At 44.5% G+C, this 20369-nt stretch carries 15 protein-coding genes; 7 read left to right on the forward strand and 8 right to left on the reverse strand.

All coding sequences use genetic code 11. The annotated features are described in order from the left end of the window. Positions 1-306: 306 nt before the first annotated feature. Together HQR03_RS03885 and paeA are read left to right on the forward strand one after the other, a co-directional pair. Complete coding sequence (locus HQR03_RS03885) at positions 307-1998, forward strand: NAD+ synthase (RefSeq protein ID WP_173239215.1); 1692 nt, start codon at positions 307-309, stop codon at positions 1996-1998. A gap of 195 nt (positions 1999-2193) precedes the next feature. Next, a complete protein-coding gene (paeA, locus tag HQR03_RS03890; RefSeq protein ID WP_173239216.1) occupies positions 2194-3468 on the forward strand; it encodes a polyamine export protein PaeA in 1275 nt (424 codons plus the stop codon). 33 nt (positions 3469-3501) lie between these two features. Here paeA and HQR03_RS03895 read toward each other — a convergent pair whose 3' ends face one another. Next, positions 3502-4221, reverse strand: a complete 720-nt coding sequence (locus tag HQR03_RS03895) for a YggS family pyridoxal phosphate-dependent enzyme (protein WP_173239217.1) — start codon at positions 4219-4221, stop codon at positions 3502-3504. 337 nt (positions 4222-4558) lie between these two features. Between HQR03_RS03895 and HQR03_RS03900 the strand changes: the two genes are divergently transcribed. Both HQR03_RS03900 and HQR03_RS03905 read left to right on the forward strand, forming a co-directional pair. Beyond that, a complete protein-coding gene (locus tag HQR03_RS03900) occupies positions 4559-5614 on the forward strand; it encodes a type IV pilus twitching motility protein PilT (RefSeq protein WP_025651702.1) in 1056 nt (351 codons plus the stop codon). 160 nt (positions 5615-5774) lie between these two features. Further along, a complete protein-coding gene (locus tag HQR03_RS03905; protein ID WP_025651703.1) occupies positions 5775-6896 on the forward strand; it encodes a PilT/PilU family type 4a pilus ATPase in 1122 nt (373 codons plus the stop codon). Positions 6897-7169: 273 nt separating this feature from the next. Here the strand turns inward: HQR03_RS03905 and fur are convergent, their stop codons facing one another. Continuing rightward, positions 7170-7604: a ferric iron uptake transcriptional regulator gene (fur, locus tag HQR03_RS03910; RefSeq protein WP_173239218.1), complete on the reverse strand. Its 435-nt coding sequence runs from the start codon at positions 7602-7604 to the stop codon at positions 7170-7172. Between the two features lie 325 nt (positions 7605-7929). Between fur and HQR03_RS03915 the strand changes: the two genes are divergently transcribed. Then, entirely contained in the window at positions 7930-8349 is a 420-nt protein-coding gene (locus HQR03_RS03915; protein ID WP_173239280.1) for an outer membrane protein assembly factor BamE, read from the forward strand. An 85-nt stretch (positions 8350-8434) separates the two neighbouring features. Here the strand turns inward: HQR03_RS03915 and HQR03_RS03920 are convergent, their stop codons facing one another. The 4 genes from HQR03_RS03920 to HQR03_RS03935 all read right to left on the reverse strand — a co-directional run bounded on the left by HQR03_RS03920 (position 8435) and on the right by HQR03_RS03935 (position 11557). Beyond that, positions 8435-8896 carry an RnfH family protein gene (locus HQR03_RS03920; protein ID WP_244951973.1) on the reverse strand — a complete coding sequence of 154 codons (462 nt, stop codon included), beginning with the start codon at positions 8894-8896 and terminating at the stop codon, positions 8435-8437. Continuing rightward, positions 8815-9957 (reverse strand): hypothetical protein, encoded by a 1143-nt coding sequence (locus HQR03_RS03925; protein WP_025651707.1) that lies wholly within the window; start codon positions 9955-9957, stop codon positions 8815-8817. The genes HQR03_RS03920 and HQR03_RS03925 overlap by 82 nt, the downstream gene beginning before the upstream one ends. 234 nt (positions 9958-10191) lie before the next feature. Then, entirely contained in the window at positions 10192-10860 is a 669-nt protein-coding gene (locus HQR03_RS03930) for a c-type cytochrome (protein WP_025651708.1), read from the reverse strand. Positions 10861-11221: 361 nt separating this feature from the next. Then, the gene (locus tag HQR03_RS03935; RefSeq protein WP_037025007.1) at positions 11222-11557 is read right to left on the reverse strand and encodes a c-type cytochrome; all 336 of its coding nucleotides are present in this window, start codon (positions 11555-11557) and stop codon (positions 11222-11224) included. A gap of 392 nt (positions 11558-11949) precedes the next feature. Between HQR03_RS03935 and yihA the strand changes: the two genes are divergently transcribed. After that, positions 11950-12723, forward strand: a complete 774-nt coding sequence (yihA, locus tag HQR03_RS03940; RefSeq protein WP_025651710.1) for a ribosome biogenesis GTP-binding protein YihA/YsxC — start codon at positions 11950-11952, stop codon at positions 12721-12723. A 104-nt stretch (positions 12724-12827) separates the two neighbouring features. Here yihA and HQR03_RS03945 read toward each other — a convergent pair whose 3' ends face one another. Beyond that, the gene (locus HQR03_RS03945) at positions 12828-13505 is read right to left on the reverse strand and encodes an HAD-IA family hydrolase (protein WP_173239220.1); all 678 of its coding nucleotides are present in this window, start codon (positions 13503-13505) and stop codon (positions 12828-12830) included. A gap of 147 nt (positions 13506-13652) precedes the next feature. Beyond that, the gene (locus HQR03_RS03950) at positions 13653-14663 is read right to left on the reverse strand and encodes an RluA family pseudouridine synthase (protein ID WP_101210787.1); all 1011 of its coding nucleotides are present in this window, start codon (positions 14661-14663) and stop codon (positions 13653-13655) included. A 1241-nt stretch (positions 14664-15904) separates the two neighbouring features. Between HQR03_RS03950 and HQR03_RS03955 the strand changes: the two genes are divergently transcribed. Then, on the forward strand, positions 15905-20272 hold the full coding sequence (locus HQR03_RS03955) for an Rne/Rng family ribonuclease (RefSeq protein ID WP_173239221.1): 4368 nt from the start codon (positions 15905-15907) through the stop codon (positions 20270-20272). Positions 20273-20369 lie beyond the last annotated feature (97 nt).

The raw sequence follows: 20369 nt of genomic DNA on the forward strand, positions 1-20369 counted from the left end.
ATTTTTGTCATTATTAAAGCGCATCACTTTTCACAACCCTTCTTTATCCTTCCTCTCTAAACGACATTAATATCTAATCGTTAGAGTAGTGCGGCATAAATTGGGTCTACTACATAAGCATTACATTGATGCTTATACAAGCGTTGCACGCATCATGCGAGTTCGATATCAGGACTCAGGGTCAAAAAAAATGTAAAAGAAACTATGATTGACGCGCGATGTTTTGAGTGAATTTCGGATTGATTTTATTTTAAAGCAACACTGCCTCACCAAATTTTAAATACTATATTCATAGGAACAATAACAATGTCAAAAGACAATGATAACCCTAACCTTACTGTCTCAAATGAGGCGAGTAAGAGCACTAAAACCCAAGATAGCGTTACTTTTGCTTTAGCCCAATCACACTTTTTGGTCGGTGATATCACTGCCAATGCAGCAAAAATGCGCACGCTGGCATTAGAAGCGCGTGAGCAAGGCGCTGATGTGATTGTCTTTCCAGAACTCGCACTATTAGGCTATCCACCCCAAGATTTATTGCTACGCCCTAGCTTGTCAGGTCGCATCAAAAGCGCCTTGTCTACTCTAAGTGATATCGATGACATCGTCATGATCGTCGGCTATCCACACGTTGATCACCATGGTACCTTCAACTCAGCCGCCATCCTGCATAACGGTCATCAAAAAGGCTTTTATCATAAGCAAATATTGCCAAACTATGGCGTGTTTGATGAACGCCGTTACTTTGACAAAGGTCGTAATCAAGTTCTGTTTGATTATAAAGGCATTACCATTGGCCTGCTCATCTGTGAAGACTTGTGGGAAAAAGGCCCTATTGCTGATCTCAAAAAGCAAGGCGCGGATCTGGTCATCAGCTTAAATGCGTCACCTTTTGAAATTGAAAAACAAGACAATCGTAAAACCATGCTGACCAAGCGCAGCCGTGAAAATGGCCTGCCGATTATCTATGTCAATGCGGTTGGCGGTCAAGATGATTTAGTCTTTGACGGTGGCTCTATGGCCGTGCAAGCTGATGGTAGCGTTGCCCACGAAGCGCCGCGTTTTATGAATCAGTTGCTACTGGCGACGTTAGATGTCAAAACCAGCAAGTTTAACACCCAGTCTAAAGCGCCTTTAACCCTTAGCCGCGAATCAGAGATGTATCAAGCGCTGGTGGTTGGTTTGCGTGATTATGTCAATCTTTCAGGATTCTCTGGCATTCTCGTTGGGCTATCAGGTGGTATTGATTCGGCCTTAACCCTCTGTATCGCTGTCGATGCGTTGGGTGCGGATAAGGTTTATGCGGTTATGATGCCGTACGAATATACCTCACAAATCAGCCTCGAAGATGCACAAGCACAAGCCCGTCGACTCAACGTTTCTTATACCGTTTGTCCAATTTTTGATGCCGTCGAAGGCATTCGTCATACCCTTGCCCCACTCTTTAATAAATCACCTGCGGACACCACCGAAGAAAACATCCAAGCACGTGCGCGCGGCGTTGTATTGATGGCACTGTCTAATAAGTTTGGGCATTTGGTCATCACCACCGGCAACAAATCAGAGCTGGCGGTTGGTTACTCGACACTGTATGGCGATATGGCAGGCGGCTTTGATGTCCTAAAAGACGTCTATAAATCACAGGTTTATAAATTAGCCAGCTATCGTAACCGCTTAGAAGACACTCCCGTTATTCCTGAGCGCGTGATTACCCGTCCGCCATCAGCCGAGCTACGTCCTGACCAAAAAGATCAAGACAGCTTGCCTGACTATGACGTATTAGACGGCATCCTAATGTTTTATATCGATGAAGACATGGGCTATCAAGATATCGTGGATAAAGGCTTTGATGCAGACTTGGTCGCTAAAGTCATCCAAATGGTCGATAATAGCGAATACAAGCGCTGCCAAGCACCGATTGGCACCAAAATCAGCCATAAAGCCTTTGGTCGTGAGCGCCGTTATCCATTAGTGAATAAATGGTCAATAAAAGGCTAGAGTGTAATCGCCATCTGGCTGCTACATAGAAAGTCAGATGACGACAGACCTTACTTATAAATCGATTGCTTATTATTAGCTGGGTGCTTGCCCAGCTTTTTTTAGTTTCTGACCACAAATTTTTCTTGTTATTCCGACGATTCAATCCATTACTTTTAATTTATCTACCCTTACCTATTTCTATCCGAGTATTTCATGAGCTTGCTAACTGCTAGTGTGTTTATCTTTTTGCTAATTGCCCTCAGCGCCCTTGTCTCTAGCTCCGAGCTGGCCCTAGCCTCCGCCCGAAAAATCAAACTACAAGTGATGGCCAAAGAAGGCGAAGTACGCGCGCTTGATGTCCTCAATATGCAAGAACACCCTGGCAGTTTTATTACCGTGGTACAAATCGCGCTCAATGCGGTGGCCATTTTGGCCGGTGTCATCGGCGAGTCAGCCATCAGCCCCTATTTAGTGCACTTGTTCGGTCATGAAGCGCTCGCCTCTGTGGTGTCATTTATCATTGTCACCAGCGTTTTTGTCCTGTTTGCCGACCTCATGCCAAAACGTCTCGCCATGTCCAACTCTGAACCTATCGCCATCAAAGTCGTACGACCAATGATATTTTTGATTTTTATCTTAAAACCTATCATCTGGGTGTTTGATGGTGCGGCGAATTTTCTCTTTAAGCTGCTAGGCATCTCTACGGTACGTAAAGATGAGATGACATCCGAGGATATTGTCGCGGTGATGGATGCCGGTGCGGAAGCGGGTGTCATCAAACACCAAGAGCATCACCTGATTGAAAATATCTTTGAGATGCAAGAGCGTACCGTCACCTCAGTAATGAATCCACGCGAGAATATTGTATATTTTGACAGCAAAGTCAGTACCGAAAAAATTGTCGAGGTGATGATTAAGCAGCCGCATAATAAATTTTTGGTTTGTCTTGACGATGATTTAGAACATATTATGGGCTATGTGGAGTCACGCAGTTTTTTAGCTTTAGTGTTGAATCAGCAAGAGGTGAGTTTAACCGATAAGGCATTATTAAAACCGGCGCTTTTTATTCCTGATACCTTATCTTTATTTGAAGTGCTTGAGATGTTTAAATCGACGGGCGCTGACTTTGCGGTGATCGTCAATGAATATGCGCTGGCGGTAGGCGTCATTACCCTAAAAGATGTGATGAGTATTGTCATGGGCGAGCTGGTCACGCTAGAGGAGCAGCCTATCGTCCAACGTACCGATAACTCCTGGTTAATCGACGGTATGACGCCAATCGAGGATGTCATTCGCTCATTGGGTATCGTCAATTTACCCAACAGCCAAAACTATGAAACGATCAGCGGTTTTATGATGTATATGCTCCGCAAAATCCCTAAGAAAACCGATAGCATCGAATATGCCAATTATCGTTTTGAGATTCTGGACACGGATAAGCTGAAAATCAATCAGCTGCTGGTGACCAAACTTGAAGTGGTTGTTTAGCGTAGTTAAGGTCTGTTGAATTGAGGACACGCCCTAATCTCGAGCACCAAATATGGCGGTACCGACGCGCACCATGGTCGAGCCATTGGCAATCGCCTCTGCCATATCATCACTCATACCCATGCTAAGCGTATCCCAACCAGTTAATTCTGGATGATCGCGCTTAATGTCTTCAAATAATTGCTTGGTGCGAGCAAAAGCATCGGTGTTGGCTTTTGCGGGAATAATCATCAGACCACGCAACTGCAAACGCTCACAGCCTTTCATCGTGGTGATCAATGCTGGTAACTGGGCTGGTAAACACCCTGACTTGCTGTCTTCATTATCAATATTGACTTGAATCAAAACGTTTAGTGGCGACAACTCGCTTGGACGTTGGTCGTTTAGACGCTTCGCAATAATGTCACGCTCAACCGTTTGTACCCAGTCAAAATGCTCAGCGATATCGCGCGTCTTATTACGCTGGATACTGCCAATATAATGCCAAACGATAGCGTCACCAACCGTCTGAGATTTTAAAGTACTGATTTTTTCGATAGCTTCTTGTAGATAATTTTCCCCAAAGTGATACTGACCTTGCTTGGCTAACGCCGCAATCATGTCAGCAGGTTTGGTTTTAGAAACTGCAAGTAAAATGACCTCATCTACTGCACTGTCTTTGGCTCGTTGCTCTGCCTGCGCGACCTGCTCTTTTACCTGTTGCCAATTGTCAACGAGGCTTACCTTATCAATATTATTTTCAGCATCTTTCATATATGGCTCACAAGGATAAATTACTCAATTATTTGTTTTGGCTGTTATTAAGACTTTTATAAAAATTTTGCCATGAGCAAAATTTAAACAATAAATAAATGACTGCCTAATTTTACATTTTCTTAGCCTAGTAGATGGTTAAATGCCAAGAGTCTTGTTATGATATTGTTACATGGTTTAACATATGCTACTAAAGATAGTAGTAATAGTAACAATCATGACCTACTCCATCGCCAAATAACTGAGCTAGCATAGGATGAGTGAAAAAGTTATTGTTTAGAACCTGCTGCTAAGCTCTTTTTGCCTTACCTTTATTCATTGATAGGAATGCCTGATTATGGCTGAAAAAAACAATCTAAGCATCGAAGATCTGCTGCGTTTTACGGTCAAACATAAAGCGTCGGATTTACATATTTCAGCCGGCATGCCAGCGATGATTCGGGTCGACGGTGAGATGACGCGCATCAATATGCCAACGATGACACATCAAGTGGTGCATCAGCTTATTTATGACATCATGAATGATAAGCAGCGCGCTGACTTTGAAGAGTTTTATGAGACGGATTTTTCTTTTGAAATTCCTAACTTAGCACGTTTTCGGGTTAACGCTTTTAACCAAAATCGCGGTGCTGGTGCTGTCTTTCGTACCATTCCTTCCAAAGTTCTGACCATGGAAGACTTGGGTATGGGTGAAGTGTTTAAACGCGTCTCCGACTTCAAGCGTGGCGTCGTGCTAGTAACAGGTCCGACAGGCTCAGGCAAGTCAACGACCCTAGCGGCTATGATTGATTATATCAATGAGAGCCGTAAAGAGCATATTTTGACCATCGAAGACCCGATTGAATTTGTGCATGAATCTAAAAAAAGTCTGATTAACCAACGCGAAGTACACCGTGATACCTTGGGTTTTGAGCCAGCGCTACGTTCAGCATTGCGTGAAGATCCCGATGTTATCCTCGTCGGCGAGCTACGTGACCTTGAGACCATTCGACTTGCGCTCACAGCTGCTGAGACGGGGCACTTAGTCTTTGGTACCCTGCATACCAGCTCAGCAGCCAAGACCATTGACCGCGTGATTGACGTATTCCCTGCGGCCGAAAAAGACATGATTCGCGCCATGCTATCAGAGTCGCTACAAGCGGTAATCTCACAGACTCTATTGCGTCGCCAAACTGGGGGACGGGTTGCCGCGCATGAAATTATGCTGGGTACGCCAGCGATTCGTAACTTGATCCGTGAGAATAAAATTGCCCAAATGTACTCGGCTATCCAGACAGGGGCTGGCGATGGCATGATTACCCTAGATCAAACGCTTAAGAACCTTGTGACCAAAGGCACGATTAGCAAAGACGTTGCTCGTCCTTATGCCAAACAGCCTGAAGCATTTTTATAGTTATAGTATTGCTGATTGGTTGACACTTCCTATTTGATGAAAATCCCTAATAGTCAGTGATTTTTGTATCCCTTATTTGTTTTTAATGGTCATGATTACTGATCTTTAGAAATTGATTTTAGACAATTTTTAATCGATTTACATCGAATGCAGGTACGATATGGATATTGATAAATTATTACAGTTGATGATCAATAAAAACGGCTCCGACCTTTTTATTACCGCTGATGTAGCGCCTTCCATGAAAATAAATGGCAAGATTCTACCGGTTGGTAAGACGCCTCTGAGCGCTGAACAAACCATGAAATTGGTTAAAGGTGTGATGACAGCAGGCCAACGCCAAGAGTTCGAAGAGACCAATGAGTGTCAATTTGCCATTACTGATGAAGCGCAGCAAGCACGCTTTCGAGTCAGTGCCTTTATACAGCGCGATATGGCAGGCATGATTTTACGGAAAATCGAAAATAAGATCCCAACCGTCGAAGAGCTACGTCTGCCGCCAGCGTTAAAAGAGCTGGCCATGAAAAAACGCGGTATTATCTTATTGGTCGGCGCAACTGGTACGGGTAAATCGACCACCTTGGCTGCCATGATCGGTCACCGTAACCAAAACTCTCATGGTCATATTATTACCATCGAAGACCCGATTGAATTTGTCCACAAACATCGTGGTTGTATCATTACTCAGCGAGAAGTCGGTATCGATACTCACTCCTTTGAGGCCGGTCTAAAGAACACCTTGCGCCAAGCGCCAGACGTTATTTTGATTGGTGAGATTCGTAACCGCGAGGTCATGAGTTATGCGATCCAATATGCAGAAACAGGCCATTTGGTATTTGCTACTTTGCACGCCAACAATGCCAACCAAGCAATTGACCGTATCATTCACTTTTTTGAAACCAGTCGCCACAATCAGTTGTTTATGGATTTGTCGCTGAACTTGCAAGCCATTATCGCCCAGCAATTGATTCCAACCCCAGACGGTAAAGGTCGACGGGCAGCTATTGAGATTTTATTAAACTCACAACTGATCAGCGACTATATCCGTAAAGGCGAAGTGCACGAAATCAAAGATGTCATGACGCGCTCGCGTGACAGCGGCATGCAAACCTTTGACCAAGCACTCTTTGACTTGTATGAGCATGGCGAAATCACTTATAAAGAAGCGATATTGCACGCCGACTCCCCCAATGATCTGCGCTTAAAAATCAAACTCAGCAGCAAAAATAGTAACGCCAATTTAGACGAAGGTGCTGATAGCTTGTCCTTAGACGTCAGCTAATCTGTAGCAAATAAGTCAGTCAATAAAAAAACAGCCCTCAATCATGAGGGCTGTTTTTTGCATGCATTAGGGCGTGTCCTCAATTCAACCGATAGCAATCTAAATGGGCTAAAAATGGTTAAATCTTGCCAAACATCGTCAAATAGCTAGGTAATATCTCGATATTATCTGCACTATTTTCCTTGTTTGACTGCAATTTACCTCATTTTTATCGCCATTTTTAAAATGAGGACACGCCCTAATATCAGCATCTATTAAGTGGTCATATAGCCATTATTTTGCGCTGTCGCGACATTCTTGATTGTTACAAATGCCATATAGTACCAATGAATGACCCGATAGCTTAAAGCCATGCTCAGCGGCGACTTTGATTTGTTCTTCTTCAATAGTTTCATTATGAAACTCAATAATCTTGCCGCAAACGTCACAAACCAGATGATCATGATGCTCTGCTTGGGTAATCTCAAACACAGATAAATTGTTTTCAAAGTTATGGCGCTCAACAATCCCTGCTTGTTCAAACTGGGTCAGTACGCGATAGACGGTCGCTAGCCCTACATCTTCACCTTGCTCAATCAGTGCTTTGTAGACCTCTTCTGCACTCATATGATGCAGCTCTGCGCGCTCAAGCAACTCTAAAATTTTGATACGCGGTAACGTGACTTTTAATCCTGCTTTACGTAAATCTTGATTGGTAAAAGAAGCCATAATATCCCTTCTGACTGTTAAGTCTTAGCAAATAAAAACTAAAGAACATGAGGTAAATAATCGCCAATGATTATTATTAATTAAATACTAAAAATTCAAATAGCCCTAAACTGGCTTATCTTGCGTAAATTTTTAGCATGGTTAGCGTGGTTAAACCTCACCGCAAGTCTATGAATTTAAAATATAAAACATCCAATACGTGAGGTAGTGTTTGGTAAATAATGTCGTAAGTGGTAGGCAATTGCAAGTAAATGACGTATCATTTGTCCAAGATTGTCGGCAAGACCAGCAGCAACGCTTCTTGACCGCACCTAATCCATTTTTTATGAGTCATCTTACCATGATAAAGACATTAAATTTTCGTCCGTTAAGCCGCGCAAGCGCATTACGCAAGATTGTCCTGACCGGTATGCTTAGTGCCTCGGTTGTGATGTCTGGCTGCTCATTACTGAGTGTGTATAAGATTGATTTGCCACAAGGGACTGCGATTACCCAAGGGCAAGCACAAAAACTGCAAGTGGGCATGAACCAAAACCAAGTCCTTTATATTTTGGGCAGCCCAGCGATTAAAGATACGCTAGAGCCTAAACGTTGGGACTATATTTACGATTATAAAGCGGGCACAGAAGGTAAACGTAAAGGCATCGCTAATGTCAAAAACGCTAGCCAACATTTAGTGGTGTATTTTGATGAGAACGGCTTGGTCAGTCGCATCGAAGGTATCGAAACCCTGCCTGCCCAATAATTCTGATGTAAATTTAGGCTTATTAATTGTTAGTCTCAAAATGGCAGACTTGATAATGCTTAAGCTTAACGGTTCGGCTAAATGATTAACCTCGAGACTTACTTTTGCGCTGAGACATAGGATCAGCGCTTAAGCTGCGATAGACTTCTATCCGGTCAAACGGCTGCAATTGATAATTTAGCGGCTGCTTTTGGGCGTAGATACCTACATGCCAACGCTTAGCCGCTGGTGCTGTCACATGTTCCACTTCCTCACACCACGTTGCCAATGCTGGAAATTGCATCAACCAGCCTGCTTGCGCGAGTGCCTCGTACAAAGTAGTGCCCTCAGCGACTGACAACGTCAGATAATGTTGACGCTGCGCCTTTTCAGCATATGCCAGATATACTGTCATGAACGCGCTCCGCTTAGACTGGGCCACAGTATTACTGTTACGAGTATGGTTAAATTCAACCGCATCAGCCGTTAGCTCAACCACTGCATCACCCAGCCTATTAATGCCAATAGCAATGCCACTGGTACAATGAGACGTATCGCTACCCGCCATAGGTTATAGAACGCTTCATTGCCAAAGTTTAGAGACTTGCGTAAATGGCTTATCTTCATCTGCCAGCCGGCGAAAATCGACAACAACAATACCGTGATACTACTGATAATAACCAGTATACCTACCAGCCATGTAGTCGGTATAACGAGGACTAGTACCAGCGCTACCACAAAAGTTATCATCAAGCTAACCAACAGTCCAAACTTATGCGCCAACTGCTGTGCACTATAATGTAGCAAGTAGCTCGCCACAAACACCACCCCTAGCCAATAAATCAGTTGTCCGATCGGCGGTAGTGCCATGCCACTGATGAATAATGCTACAACGCCAACCAATAACTGTAATATCCATATAGGCAATACCAGCTTGGTCGCGCGATATTCTTGATTGGCACGAGTGCGTGCTGGCCTTTGCGCATTGATATTGTCTACCTCTACCGCTGTGACGACTTGCTTGGTTGATAAATGTTGACCGAACCAATACAGTCCTGTACCCGCCCCCACACTGACTAGCGCTAAAGCAACCGCGCGCGCCCATTCACTTAAGCTGATACCCGTCATCGCAAAGTCAATATTCGGCAAACCATTCGCCACCCCTAGCAGCAAGCCGACGAGCATTAATCCTAAGCCAATCGGTAAAGGCGTAACACCGAGTAAGCTTAATAAGACGGCGATGACCATCAATCCCGCAGCGATAGCAAAGCTTGGAATGTCAGGTGCACTATGAATATCGCTAAGCGCCGATACAATACCCGTGCTAGCGCCCGATATGACTAACGCGGCAATAATAATCGAAACTAGGGCTGCCAACCAACCAAAGCTTCGCCATAACGGACTGGCATCAGCCTCACGAGTGAGTTTCTGCATACCTGCCAACGGGGCATCGACACTACGATAAGCGAGCGCAATCTCAGCATATACCACTGGCAGTGAGACCAATAGCATTGCCAACAGCCAAAGTAACCAAAAGTCAATCTCACCAATGGACGCAGGCGCAAACCAGCGAAACAACAATAGTGGTAGCAACGCGGCGATAAAATAAGAAGCATAGCGGATCATCATAATCTAAATCCAAACGATCTAAAGTGAATAACGATAATTTATAACCCTCTGTACAATACACAGGTCTGTTTAATATAAGGGACTATCTAATATAAGGGACTAGCAGTTATAAAAAAACCCCGAAATCGGGGTTTAATAACTAAATAATGGCTGACACCTAAGCGACGGTTCCATAGCAAGGTGCTATCTATGATACAGCCAATTTATAATATAGCCGACGCTAAGCAATATCAATTAGTGAACGGCGCTCACATAGTCGGCCAAAATACGGATATCGCGATCCGACAGCTTAGACGCTACTGTCTGCATCATACCCTTTTCACCTTCTTTCGCTGCATCGTTAGCACGCTTTTGATCATCGCTTGCGATATCATCTTCGCGGCCAGCGGCACGGAACAGTTTTAGCTGAGTCGCAATATATTGCGAGTGTTGTCCACCTAAACGTGGAAACGCCGCCCAAGTATTACCGGCCGCATCTGGACCATGACAACCTGCACAACCAATAATGCCACGAGATTTGTCACCACCTAAAAACAGCTTGGTCGCTTCTTGGTTAGTCGCTGGATTACCGAAGCCAACGCCCCAAGGTGCTTGGCTTGCATAATAGCCTGCCACATTGGCCAAGTCTTGTTGCGACAAATTCGCCACTTGCGACTGCATAATACCGTTTTTGCGGTAGCCTGCTTTAAAATTGACCAACTGCTTATAGAGATACTTAACATTTTGGCCGCCTAAATTAGGCTGAGCAGGAACAACACTGACACCGTCAACACCATGACAAGCTGCACAGACTGTTTCTGCAATTTGCTTGCCGGCGTTAACGTCATATTCGGGAACAACAATAGCAGCTTGTACGCTGAAACTTGCAACGCATAAACTGGCAGCAGCGATTAACTTTTTCATTGATACAAATCCTACTAGCTCGGCGTAAGCATTATTTAGAGTGGTTGCATAGACGAGCCCATTGATATACGTCGCGCTACTATTTAGCGAGTTCAGCATATATCTTATGGACTTGTTACAAGCAGTCTGAAAGTACTTACTAACATCAGGGTTTATTTTGGATTATTATAGCAAGACTTTATAGTATTTGCCTACTTAATCCCTAATTAATACCTACTCAGTCACAGTAGCCAATGGTTTTTCTATTGGTGCTACCACAGAAAACTGCCTGAAAAATAAAAAGCGCATGAGGGGTATGCCCCTAGCGCTTTATTATATCCGTCTAAAATTTTGGTCAGGCACCTGCTATTTATGCGTTTTGCTATTTACTCATATAGTCAATCAGCTTGCGATAGTCATCATTACTACAGTTATCACAGAGTCCGCCAGCTGGCATCTGTGTCATACCACTTTTGACTGAGTTGATCAGAGCTGGCATGCCTTTTTGTTGGATGAGCTGCTGCCACTTAGCACTGTCGCCTTTTTTGATAGCATTCAACGCGCCACTATCGTGACAAGCCGCACATGAGTTATTATAGGTCGTAGCAATATCAGCAGCACCGGCACTGGTTGTCATTGCCGTTGTCAGGACAAGTGCTGCGCCGCTACCTGCTAACAGACGGCAGGTTTTGGTAAAAAGTGTGGTGATTGAAGACATGGGACACCCCCTTATGTGTTTTTCAGACGTTTAATTTAATATTTGCTTAGTTAAATACGATCTTAAACGTTTTTCATTAAACATTGTAACAATATATGTCGACTTAATATACATGAATCGAGTTTGGCTTTCGTAACGCCTTTATTGTGCTGTAAAGAACTTTCGCTAAGCGCTACTACGCTTTAATGGTATGCTGTCGTTTATATGAGACTAATCGCCATCATTTCAATAAGTAAGACGGTTAATAGTATAGAATAGTCACTAATTTGAGACGATCATTGCTATCAGCCTTAGCCACTCGCGTTTTATTTATTCGATGCGCCGCTTGAACGATTAGCCAACCCCCAACTCTCACTACCGTATCCAATTTTTTGCAGATTAATGAGCCATTTATGAGTACCCCGTTTACAGATGTCGCCGCCGAACATGCGGTGTTTAATACCAAATCGCGCCAACGAATTCAGCAAACTGAGTTTATGACGTCAGCACCTACGTTTCGCCTTTGTCCGCCTGATGTCGGGTTAGAGGTTGCTTTTGCAGGACGCTCAAACGCGGGTAAGTCCTCGGCTATCAATGCATTGACCAACCAGCGGCAGTTGGCGCGCTCGTCCAAGACGCCTGGGCGTACGCAGATGATTAACTTTTTTAGTATTGGTGACAAGCACAGACGTCTGGTTGATTTACCAGGCTATGGTTATGCTGCCGTGCCGCTGGAGATGAAAAAAGAATGGCAGGTCGAATTGGAAGAATACCTGGTATCGCGCTCAAGCCTAGCAGGTTTGGTGTTGATGACAGATATTCGTCATCCGCTCAAATTCTTTGATGAGCAAATGCTATTTTGGGCCAAAGAAGGTGATCTACCTGTCCATATTTTGCTGACTAAAGCGGATAAATTGAAATATGGCGCTTCTAAAAACGCCTTACTCAATACCCGTAAAAGACTAAAAAAGTTAGGTCTTAAATGCACCATTCAGCTGTTTTCTGCCTTAAGAAAAGAAGGGCTTGATGAATTGGCTGGGGTAATGGGCAATTGGTATGAGTACCAGCTTAGTGATGACAAAATCATTGAATCTTCTTTTAATCTGCTTGATGATGAGCCACTTACAGAAGAAGATATGTTTGAAGATAATGAGCAGCCTAACCATGAGTTGCCAACTGATAAGTAAATAGCAGAGTATTAGTAGTACTTCATAAAAGTTGATAAAAAAAAGGGTGTATCGTTAATAGCGATACACCCTTTTTTGCTGTCATGTATTTGTTCACATTGATTCTAGCCGCACAACAGTTTCGCTAATTCTTGCGGTGTCTCTACCTGATAAGTGGGTAACTGAGCAGCCAGTTCGGCGCTGGATGCGGTACCATAGTTGACAGCAATGCTAGTCATACCCAGCTTATTTGCCATTTGAATATCATAGATACTGTCACCGATGAATACCGCGCCTGATATTGGCTGCTGCGTATGATTCAAGATGTCGGTCAGCATTTGTGGATCAGGTTTTGAGCCTGACTCATCAGCACAGCGGGTAATGTCAAAATAATCATGACTTGCCGAAGCATCCAATACGCGATCCAGTCCGCGCCGCTTTTTGCCAGTAGCCACGGCAAGCTTACGACCCTGCTGTTGCAAAGTCTTTAGCATGGCCTCCGTAGGGGCAAAGAACGGTGTGCGATGGCTATTTGGAATATAGTAGTCAGCGTAGCTTTGCTGAATGGCCAGCTTTTGCGTGTCACTGGCCTGTGGATACAAAATCTCAATACCGTTCATCAGGCTAAGACCAATGATGTCTTTGACTGCTTGATCAGTCGTGTGAAAGCCATGCGCCTCTCCAGCCACATGCATAGACTCAACGATTAGACCAATTGAATCCATCAACGTACCGTCCCAATCAAAAATAACTAGCGTCTTATCAGCTAAGCCATGATCAGACTGTTCAGACTGTTCACTCATAAATTTGCCTTAGTAAATGGTGTGCATTTATTACAGATACTAAAACGTCACGCCGACTTATTAATACAAATCAATAAGTGAGCATGACGTTTAGGGTTAACACTTAATACTGGCTACACTTTAACATTGAGCCAAAAACGGTTAAGTTTATTCAGGTAACTTGGTCTGCTCTGGTAGCCAATCAGCCATCTCATCTGGTAATGGTGCAGTAATAGTCTTATAACCCGGAATGTCTAAGCGCCATGCATGCAAGCACAGACGATGCACGCCAGATTTGTCATGTACGTTGTACTTATCGTCACCTAGGATAGCGTGACCCAGATGAGCCAAATGCACCCGGATTTGATGGGTACGACCCGTTAGTGGCTTCGCTTCGATTAAGCTGACCGGCTGACCGGCAATCATAAAACGGCCATGCACGATAATATCTGTCTGGCTTTCTTTAGATTGAGGATCCTGCGCATCTACTTTCACGCGGCGCTCACCACTAGCCAGTGTATAGCGTAGCAATGGTGCATCGATACGTTGCTCATTCAGGGCAGGCTGACCCTTAGCAATGCATAGATAATGCTTTTGGATGGTTTTATCGACGAGATGCTGCTGCAAAGTTTTCAGCGCTGAGCGCTTCTTAGAAATCATCAGCAGACCTGAGGTATCTTTATCGATGCGATGAATCAGCTCTAGGTATTTTTTACCAGTCACTTCACGCATGGCTTCGATAACGCCAAAATCAAGGCCGCTGCCACCATGTACGGCAATACCAGAAGGCTTATTGAGCACTAGCAGACCATCGTCTTCATAGACCACTCGCGCCAATAAGCTATTGGCAAATTCAGTGCTGATAATGGGTTTTTCACGGGTAGCCAGTACCACTGGCGCAATACGCACTACATCCTCACGCTGTACTCTATCGTGTGCTTTGCAGCGCTTATTGTTGACTCGAATCTCATCTGAGCGAATCATTTTATAAATATGCGACTTAGGCAGACCTTTTAGGCGGTTCAATAAAAAGTTATCTAAGCGCTGGTCGTGCTGATGGCGAGTGACTTCAAGGTAATTGACCTTTTCAAAGTTACTAATCTCATCGTCGGCGCTTTGCGGGCGAGTTTTGCTATTGAAGATAGCAGGAGCTTCATGGGTAGTTGCGTCGTCAGTCATTTTGGAGTTTGTCATTTTTAGTTAGGTATTTACACAAAGATTTGTTATAGTTTAGCATGTTGAGCGCCAATTAAGCAGAGGTTGCGGCAATAATCGTTATTGTCTCAAACAACTTATCGCCATCTTTACTACTTGCTAGTAACGAGGCCTACATTGTACTTCAAGCTAATTTTGCACGCATCATCTAATTTTTAGGATAAAATGCCAATTAACACATGGCATAGCGTCCAGTAAACGGTATTTATACCAAATATAATCGCCTTGACCATGGTAGCAAACGCGCCCATGTATCAAGCGATAGCAGTACACAACTACTCATTTAACGCACGACCACGACTTGATTTTTAATCATGCAAGCGCGCGCAATTGAGCAAGTGATGGTAGTCCGATATTAAGAGTTTAGAGCTGCCTGAATATTGGCGGTCAAACAGATATAATAGATGTCATATAAAAGATATATACCCAATCGAGCGATTTGCCGATTACTATTCTGTTTGCCAAGTACGCCCCGCTGAGCAGCAGCGCAGTGGCACTCTTAAGGTCAGACACCAAAATACATAGATGTTATAAGTTAAAATAATAGATAAAACAATTGATTTGATTTGAGCTAATATTGAGAGGTTCGTTGAATTTAACGGTTTAGCGAATAAACCGAACAGCGAATGAATTGTGACCATGTGGCAAGCGCTTCGATAGACTCTTACAAAGTATATTACATGCCCTTCACCACTTTAGATGTTCATCATCTTGGTAAAACTTACGATGGCAAGATGTTAATCGCCAAGCCTCTAGGCCGATAAAAACGGTTGACAGTCGGTGTCGATATTTTAGCGGTAGTTTTCAAGCCCTTAAAGTGTGACAGTAGATAATATTACAGCCTTACACTCTGTATCAGTAACTACTTAAAGCTCTCTGTTTGCTACGCTCAAACGCAGTCAATTCATTGTGAATTAATAGGCAATTTTTTTATATGTGCCACTTAATACGCTCTTTTATTTATTCAATTTTATCTGAGCACAACGCTGCTCTATCATCTGGTATTTTTAGCTAATCTTAATATTAGCGTCCCTTGCTACCACCGCTTCCTTGCTTTGGTTATTATTATATTGATCACTGTCCAATTGGCAGTCTGAATAAATCGTTAATGTGGCTTGTTATAAAAGCCACTTACCATAAAAGTTTTTTCATTCAGAGTTTTTCAATATATTAGTCGTTGTCCTGTGTATTCATAGGATAATAGTATGAAACGCATTCTGATTAACGCCACTCAAAACGAAGAAATTCGTGTCGCCTTATGTAAAGGCAACCATCTTTACGATTTCGATTTAGAAAACCGTACCCGCGAACAAAAAAAATCTAACATCTATAAAGGCCACGTCACCCGTGTCGAGCCGTCGCTTGAAGCCGTGTTTGTCGAATATGGCTCACAGCGTCAAGGCTTTTTGCCGATTCGTGAAATTTCTGCTGAATATCTAAGCGGCAATCCACGTGACGAAAATATCAAAAAACTCATCAAAGAAGGTGATGAGCTCATCGTCCAAGTCGAAAAAGAAGAGCGCGGTAATAAAGGCGCTGCCCTATCGACTTATGTGTCATTAGCCGGACGTTATCTGGTATTGATGCCAAACAACCCTCGTGGCGGCGGTATCTCACGTCAAATCTCAGGTAAATTGCGCGAAGATATGAAACGCATGCTAGGCGGGCTTGACTTGCCAAAAGGCATGAGCGTCATTATTCGTACTGCTGGTATTGGTAAAACTCAAGAAGATTTGCAACACGATTTAAACCATCTGCTCAATATCTGGCAAGCCATCCAAGAGCAAAACCAAAAATATCCATCACCGCGCTTGGTACATCAAGAAGCGGGCGTTGTTACTCGTGCCGTGCGTGATTATCTACGCGATGACATTGCTGAGATTTGGATCGATAACGAAAACGCTTATATAGAAGCGGCAGGCTTCATCGATGCGGTCATGCCAAAACAAGCTGAAAAACTGCGTAAATATACCGATTATGAGCCGATGTTTTCGCGCTTTAATATCGAAAAACAAATCGAAACTGCCTATCAGCGTGAAGTGCGCCTGCCATCAGGCGGCTCAATCGTTATCGACCAAACTGAAGCCTTGGTCTCTATCGATATCAACTCAGCCAAATCAACCAAAGGCTCAGATGTCGCTGAGACGGCTTATCATACCAACTTAGAAGCCGCAGACGAGATTGCTCGTCAATTGCGTCTGCGTGATATGGGCGGCTTAATTGTCATTGATTTCATTGACATGAATGACAATAAGCACCAAAAAGAAGTGGAAAAACGTCTGATTGATGCCACCAAATATGACCGCGCGCGCGTGCAATTTGGGGATATCTCTAAGTTTGGTCTGATGGAGATGAGCCGTCAGCGTCTGCGTCCGTCATTAGAAGAGTCGACGGGTTATATCTGCCCGCGCTGTCATGGCAACGGTATGATTCGTGACTTGCGCTCGCTGTCACTATCGATTATGCGTCAGATTGAACAAATTGCGCTAAAAGAGCGTCAAGGTGAAGTGCAAGCCGAAGTACCGACTGATATCGCAGCTTTCTTATTAAATGAAAAGCGCGATGCCTTAGTTTATCTTGAGCAAGACAGTGGTACGCGTATCACCATCTTGCCGCACGCGCATTTAGAGTCACCAAACTTTAAGCTACACTTTAACCGTGATGGCTTTGCGCCTTCAAGCTACGAGCGTATTACGGATACAGCCCAAGAACATAGTGATCTTGGCTACGAGGTTGACTGGCAAACTGCTGAGAAAGAGCGTCCCGAGCAGCAGCCGACCCGCCAGCCACGTCAAGTAGCAGACAATAGCGCCACAAGCCAAGCAGCTAACCGCGCACCTACTACTGCCCCAAGCGCAACTGAGCAACAGCAGACTAGCACCGTCAGTCATAGCAATGAGCGTCGTAATAATACGAATACGAACGCCAATAACGCTGTGTCAGCACGTGCACCACAAGACAATAAAGCGAGCGTTGCCGCGCCTGTAACCACTCAAGCTGCTAGTGTTGCAACGACTGTGCAGCCGCAAGCTGTGGCATGGTTGTCGAATCTATTTGCACAAGCCCCGCAGGCGCAAACAACCAATAGTGTCAGTAGTCGTGATGCCGCAGAAGCCATCGAAGCCCTCGTAAACAATGGTGGGCAAAGTTTAGGCTCTTTCGGACAAGTTGATAATAGCGCGTTGACTGGCAATGCCCAGAGCACATCGCAAACGACTCAACCAGAGAGCAGCCAAAAAAGCGATAACCAAGCGTCGAATACCAACGCTAACCGTCAGCAAGCACGTCGCAACACGGACAGTGATAATGACAGTGACGACAACAATGCTGAGGATAGAAGAAGACGTAAGCCGCGCAAATCAAGATCTTCTAAGCCGCATCAAAGAAAAGAGCAGCGTGACGAGACGAGCAATGATGATGTAGCCAACAATAATGCCGATAGCAGCGCTGCAACCAATACTGATGACAAATCAGCTGATAGTAGCCAAGACAAACGTCAGCAGGACAATAGCAATAGACGCCCTAACGATCGTAATCGCAATAATCGTCAAGATAGCAACCGTAATAGTAATAACAACGGGCGTAACGACAGCAATCGCGATGATACTGAGCAAAAAGACAGTAACGAGGCAGCGGCAGCAGACGAGCAGACTCGCACTAAACGTAAGTCGAACGCTCAGCGTGCCTCACGCGGCAAGCTTGAGCGCGGCGATACACTAACAGCTGACAATGTTAAGCAAAACGCTCAGCAAACGGCTACCAGCGCTAGCAAGAACCAATCAAGCACACGCCGAAACCAAGACCCTAACGAAGTAGTGCTACAGGTCAATGAAGCAACCAATGAGCTTAAGACACCAGAAGTGGTGCACTTATCCTTAGATGACAGCAAGTCTACACAGACAACTCGTCAGTCAGCTGAAGAACAAAGCTCCGCGCGCGATACGACGAAAGACGAAGCAGCGAAAGAGCGTACAGACAATAGTCATACTCAGCAGAACGCTGCTAAAGAAAGTGTCCACCAGCAAAATAGCGCGGTGAAAAATACTGACAAGCATGGTACGAATGAGCACGGTACCAGTCAGCACGTTACCAGTCAGAAAAGTACTCAGGTGAAAAGTGCTCAGGTGAAAAGTGCTCAGGTGAAAAGCGCTGAAGAAAAAATCACTGCAGAAAAAAGCGCTGATATAAAAAGTAACGCTAAACAGGATAATGAGTCTGTTAGTGAGACGCAAAAAGGCAATACCCAAGCCAATACTGGCAAAAGCAATGATGCAGAAGTGAGCACTACGGCAGATCAGGTGCAACAGGCTGCACCTACAGACGACCGTAAAGTCAATGACAAAACAGCATCGGTAGATGAGCAAACAGCGTCTAAAAACAGTGTTGACAGTCAAGCGGATAGTCAGAAGCCAGTCACTACTGAGGCAGCTAGCGTAGCAGCACCAAGCGCACAAAAAACTGACGACGGCAATGCAACTACGCCCGCGACGGATACTAGCAACCCTAGTAACTCAGCGCTTGAGCTGACGCATGACGCATTGTTTGCCAAACGCTACGTGACAGCTAAGAAGTTCGGGCAAGCGAGCAATGACCCACGTGTCGTTCGTAGTCAGCAAGCGCAATCTGCTGAGCAGCCGCAAGCAACTGAGCAAGTAGTAACAAGCGCACCAAGCATTCGTGGTACAGTTGGTGACTTTGTTCGTAAGGCATTAACCGATGCAGAAAGTCGTTTAAAAAATGATGGTGTCATCAGCTGCTTTATTGCTGCTATCGAAACACATACGCAGCAAGCCCAACCGGCTGTTAATGGCGCTAAGGTTGAACGCGATTCAAGCGAGAACAAAGGCGACGACAATGACTTTGCCACTCGTCGCTTTGACTTTAGCAACTACGGCTATCAACCTTTAGCCGCGGATTACCTTGCCCGCTTTGAGGCGATGACGCAAGCAGTCAGTCAGTTTGCGGCAGCACAAGGTAAAACAGCCGTTGAGCCACGTGCTATTGGCAAACGTGCTAGCAACGATCCGCGCGGTCAACATCCTGATTATCAGGAACCAGCGGTACTCACTATTGCTGATGAGCAAGCAGCGCAGCCAACCATGACCGCTAGCGAGCCAGTCACTGAGTCTAAGCAAGCTGGTAACGACGTTGATGCGCATAAAGTCGAAGCTACTGCTTTGACCAGTGAAGCACAGACAGACAATATCACTGCTGAGAGCGAACAACTGCTAAAAGCAGAGCAAGCGCTAGAAGAGGCAAATGCCAGTGGCAATGGCAATGATAATAGAACTGCTGATGTCAAAGATGTTGAGGCTGAGCAAGCAGAAACTGAGCAGCCTATAGTGGAGCAACTGACTAAAGAAGAAAGTCAGGCAGCTAAGTCAAAAACCACGATTGCCAGTTATAAAAACATGATTGAGAATGTGGCGGAGCAACTATTGCCACAAACAGGTATGTTTAATTTAACCACGCCAAAAGTACCAAAGGCACGCAGCCGTAAGCCAAAGACTGACCATAAAAAGCCAACGCAAGCTGAAAAGCTAGAGTCTGGTGAGTCAGACAGCGAAAGCTAATTGTAGAGCCTAAAAGCAAAAGCCCCAAAGTTGTCAGCAATTTTGGGGCTTTTTTATTCTATAGGATTCTTTAAGCCTTAAAAGTGATCGCTTATAT

Origin of the sequence: Psychrobacter okhotskensis, from assembly GCF_013248965.1 — a bacterium.
GTDB lineage: Bacteria > Pseudomonadota > Gammaproteobacteria > Pseudomonadales > Moraxellaceae > Psychrobacter > Psychrobacter okhotskensis.

What these genes read in the sequence shown, in the direction of transcription:
- yihA (WP_025651710.1), top strand. Translation starts at nt 11,950, where the DNA reads ATGAGTACCCCGTTTACAGATGTCGCCGCCGAACATGCGGTGTTTAAT.
- HQR03_RS03950 (WP_101210787.1), bottom strand. Translation starts at nt 14,663, where the DNA reads ATGACTGACGACGCAACTACCCATGAAGCTCCTGCTATCTTCAATAGC.
- HQR03_RS03925 (WP_025651707.1), bottom strand. Translation starts at nt 9,957, where the DNA reads ATGATGATCCGCTATGCTTCTTATTTTATCGCCGCGTTGCTACCACTA.
- HQR03_RS03900 (WP_025651702.1), top strand. Translation starts at nt 4,559, where the DNA reads ATGGCTGAAAAAAACAATCTAAGCATCGAAGATCTGCTGCGTTTTACG.
- HQR03_RS03895 (WP_173239217.1), bottom strand. Translation starts at nt 4,221, where the DNA reads ATGAAAGATGCTGAAAATAATATTGATAAGGTAAGCCTCGTTGACAAT.
- HQR03_RS03935 (WP_037025007.1), bottom strand. Translation starts at nt 11,557, where the DNA reads ATGTCTTCAATCACCACACTTTTTACCAAAACCTGCCGTCTGTTAGCA.
- HQR03_RS03915 (WP_173239280.1), top strand. Translation starts at nt 7,930, where the DNA reads ATGAGTCATCTTACCATGATAAAGACATTAAATTTTCGTCCGTTAAGC.
- HQR03_RS03930 (WP_025651708.1), bottom strand. Translation starts at nt 10,860, where the DNA reads ATGAAAAAGTTAATCGCTGCTGCCAGTTTATGCGTTGCAAGTTTCAGC.
- HQR03_RS03920 (WP_244951973.1), bottom strand. Translation starts at nt 8,896, where the DNA reads ATGGCGGGTAGCGATACGTCTCATTGTACCAGTGGCATTGCTATTGGC.
- HQR03_RS03955 (WP_173239221.1), top strand. Translation starts at nt 15,905, where the DNA reads ATGAAACGCATTCTGATTAACGCCACTCAAAACGAAGAAATTCGTGTC.
- paeA (WP_173239216.1), top strand. Translation starts at nt 2,194, where the DNA reads ATGAGCTTGCTAACTGCTAGTGTGTTTATCTTTTTGCTAATTGCCCTC.
- HQR03_RS03945 (WP_173239220.1), bottom strand. Translation starts at nt 13,505, where the DNA reads ATGAGTGAACAGTCTGAACAGTCTGATCATGGCTTAGCTGATAAGACG.
- fur (WP_173239218.1), bottom strand. Translation starts at nt 7,604, where the DNA reads ATGGCTTCTTTTACCAATCAAGATTTACGTAAAGCAGGATTAAAAGTC.
- HQR03_RS03885 (WP_173239215.1), top strand. Translation starts at nt 307, where the DNA reads ATGTCAAAAGACAATGATAACCCTAACCTTACTGTCTCAAATGAGGCG.
- HQR03_RS03905 (WP_025651703.1), top strand. Translation starts at nt 5,775, where the DNA reads ATGGATATTGATAAATTATTACAGTTGATGATCAATAAAAACGGCTCC.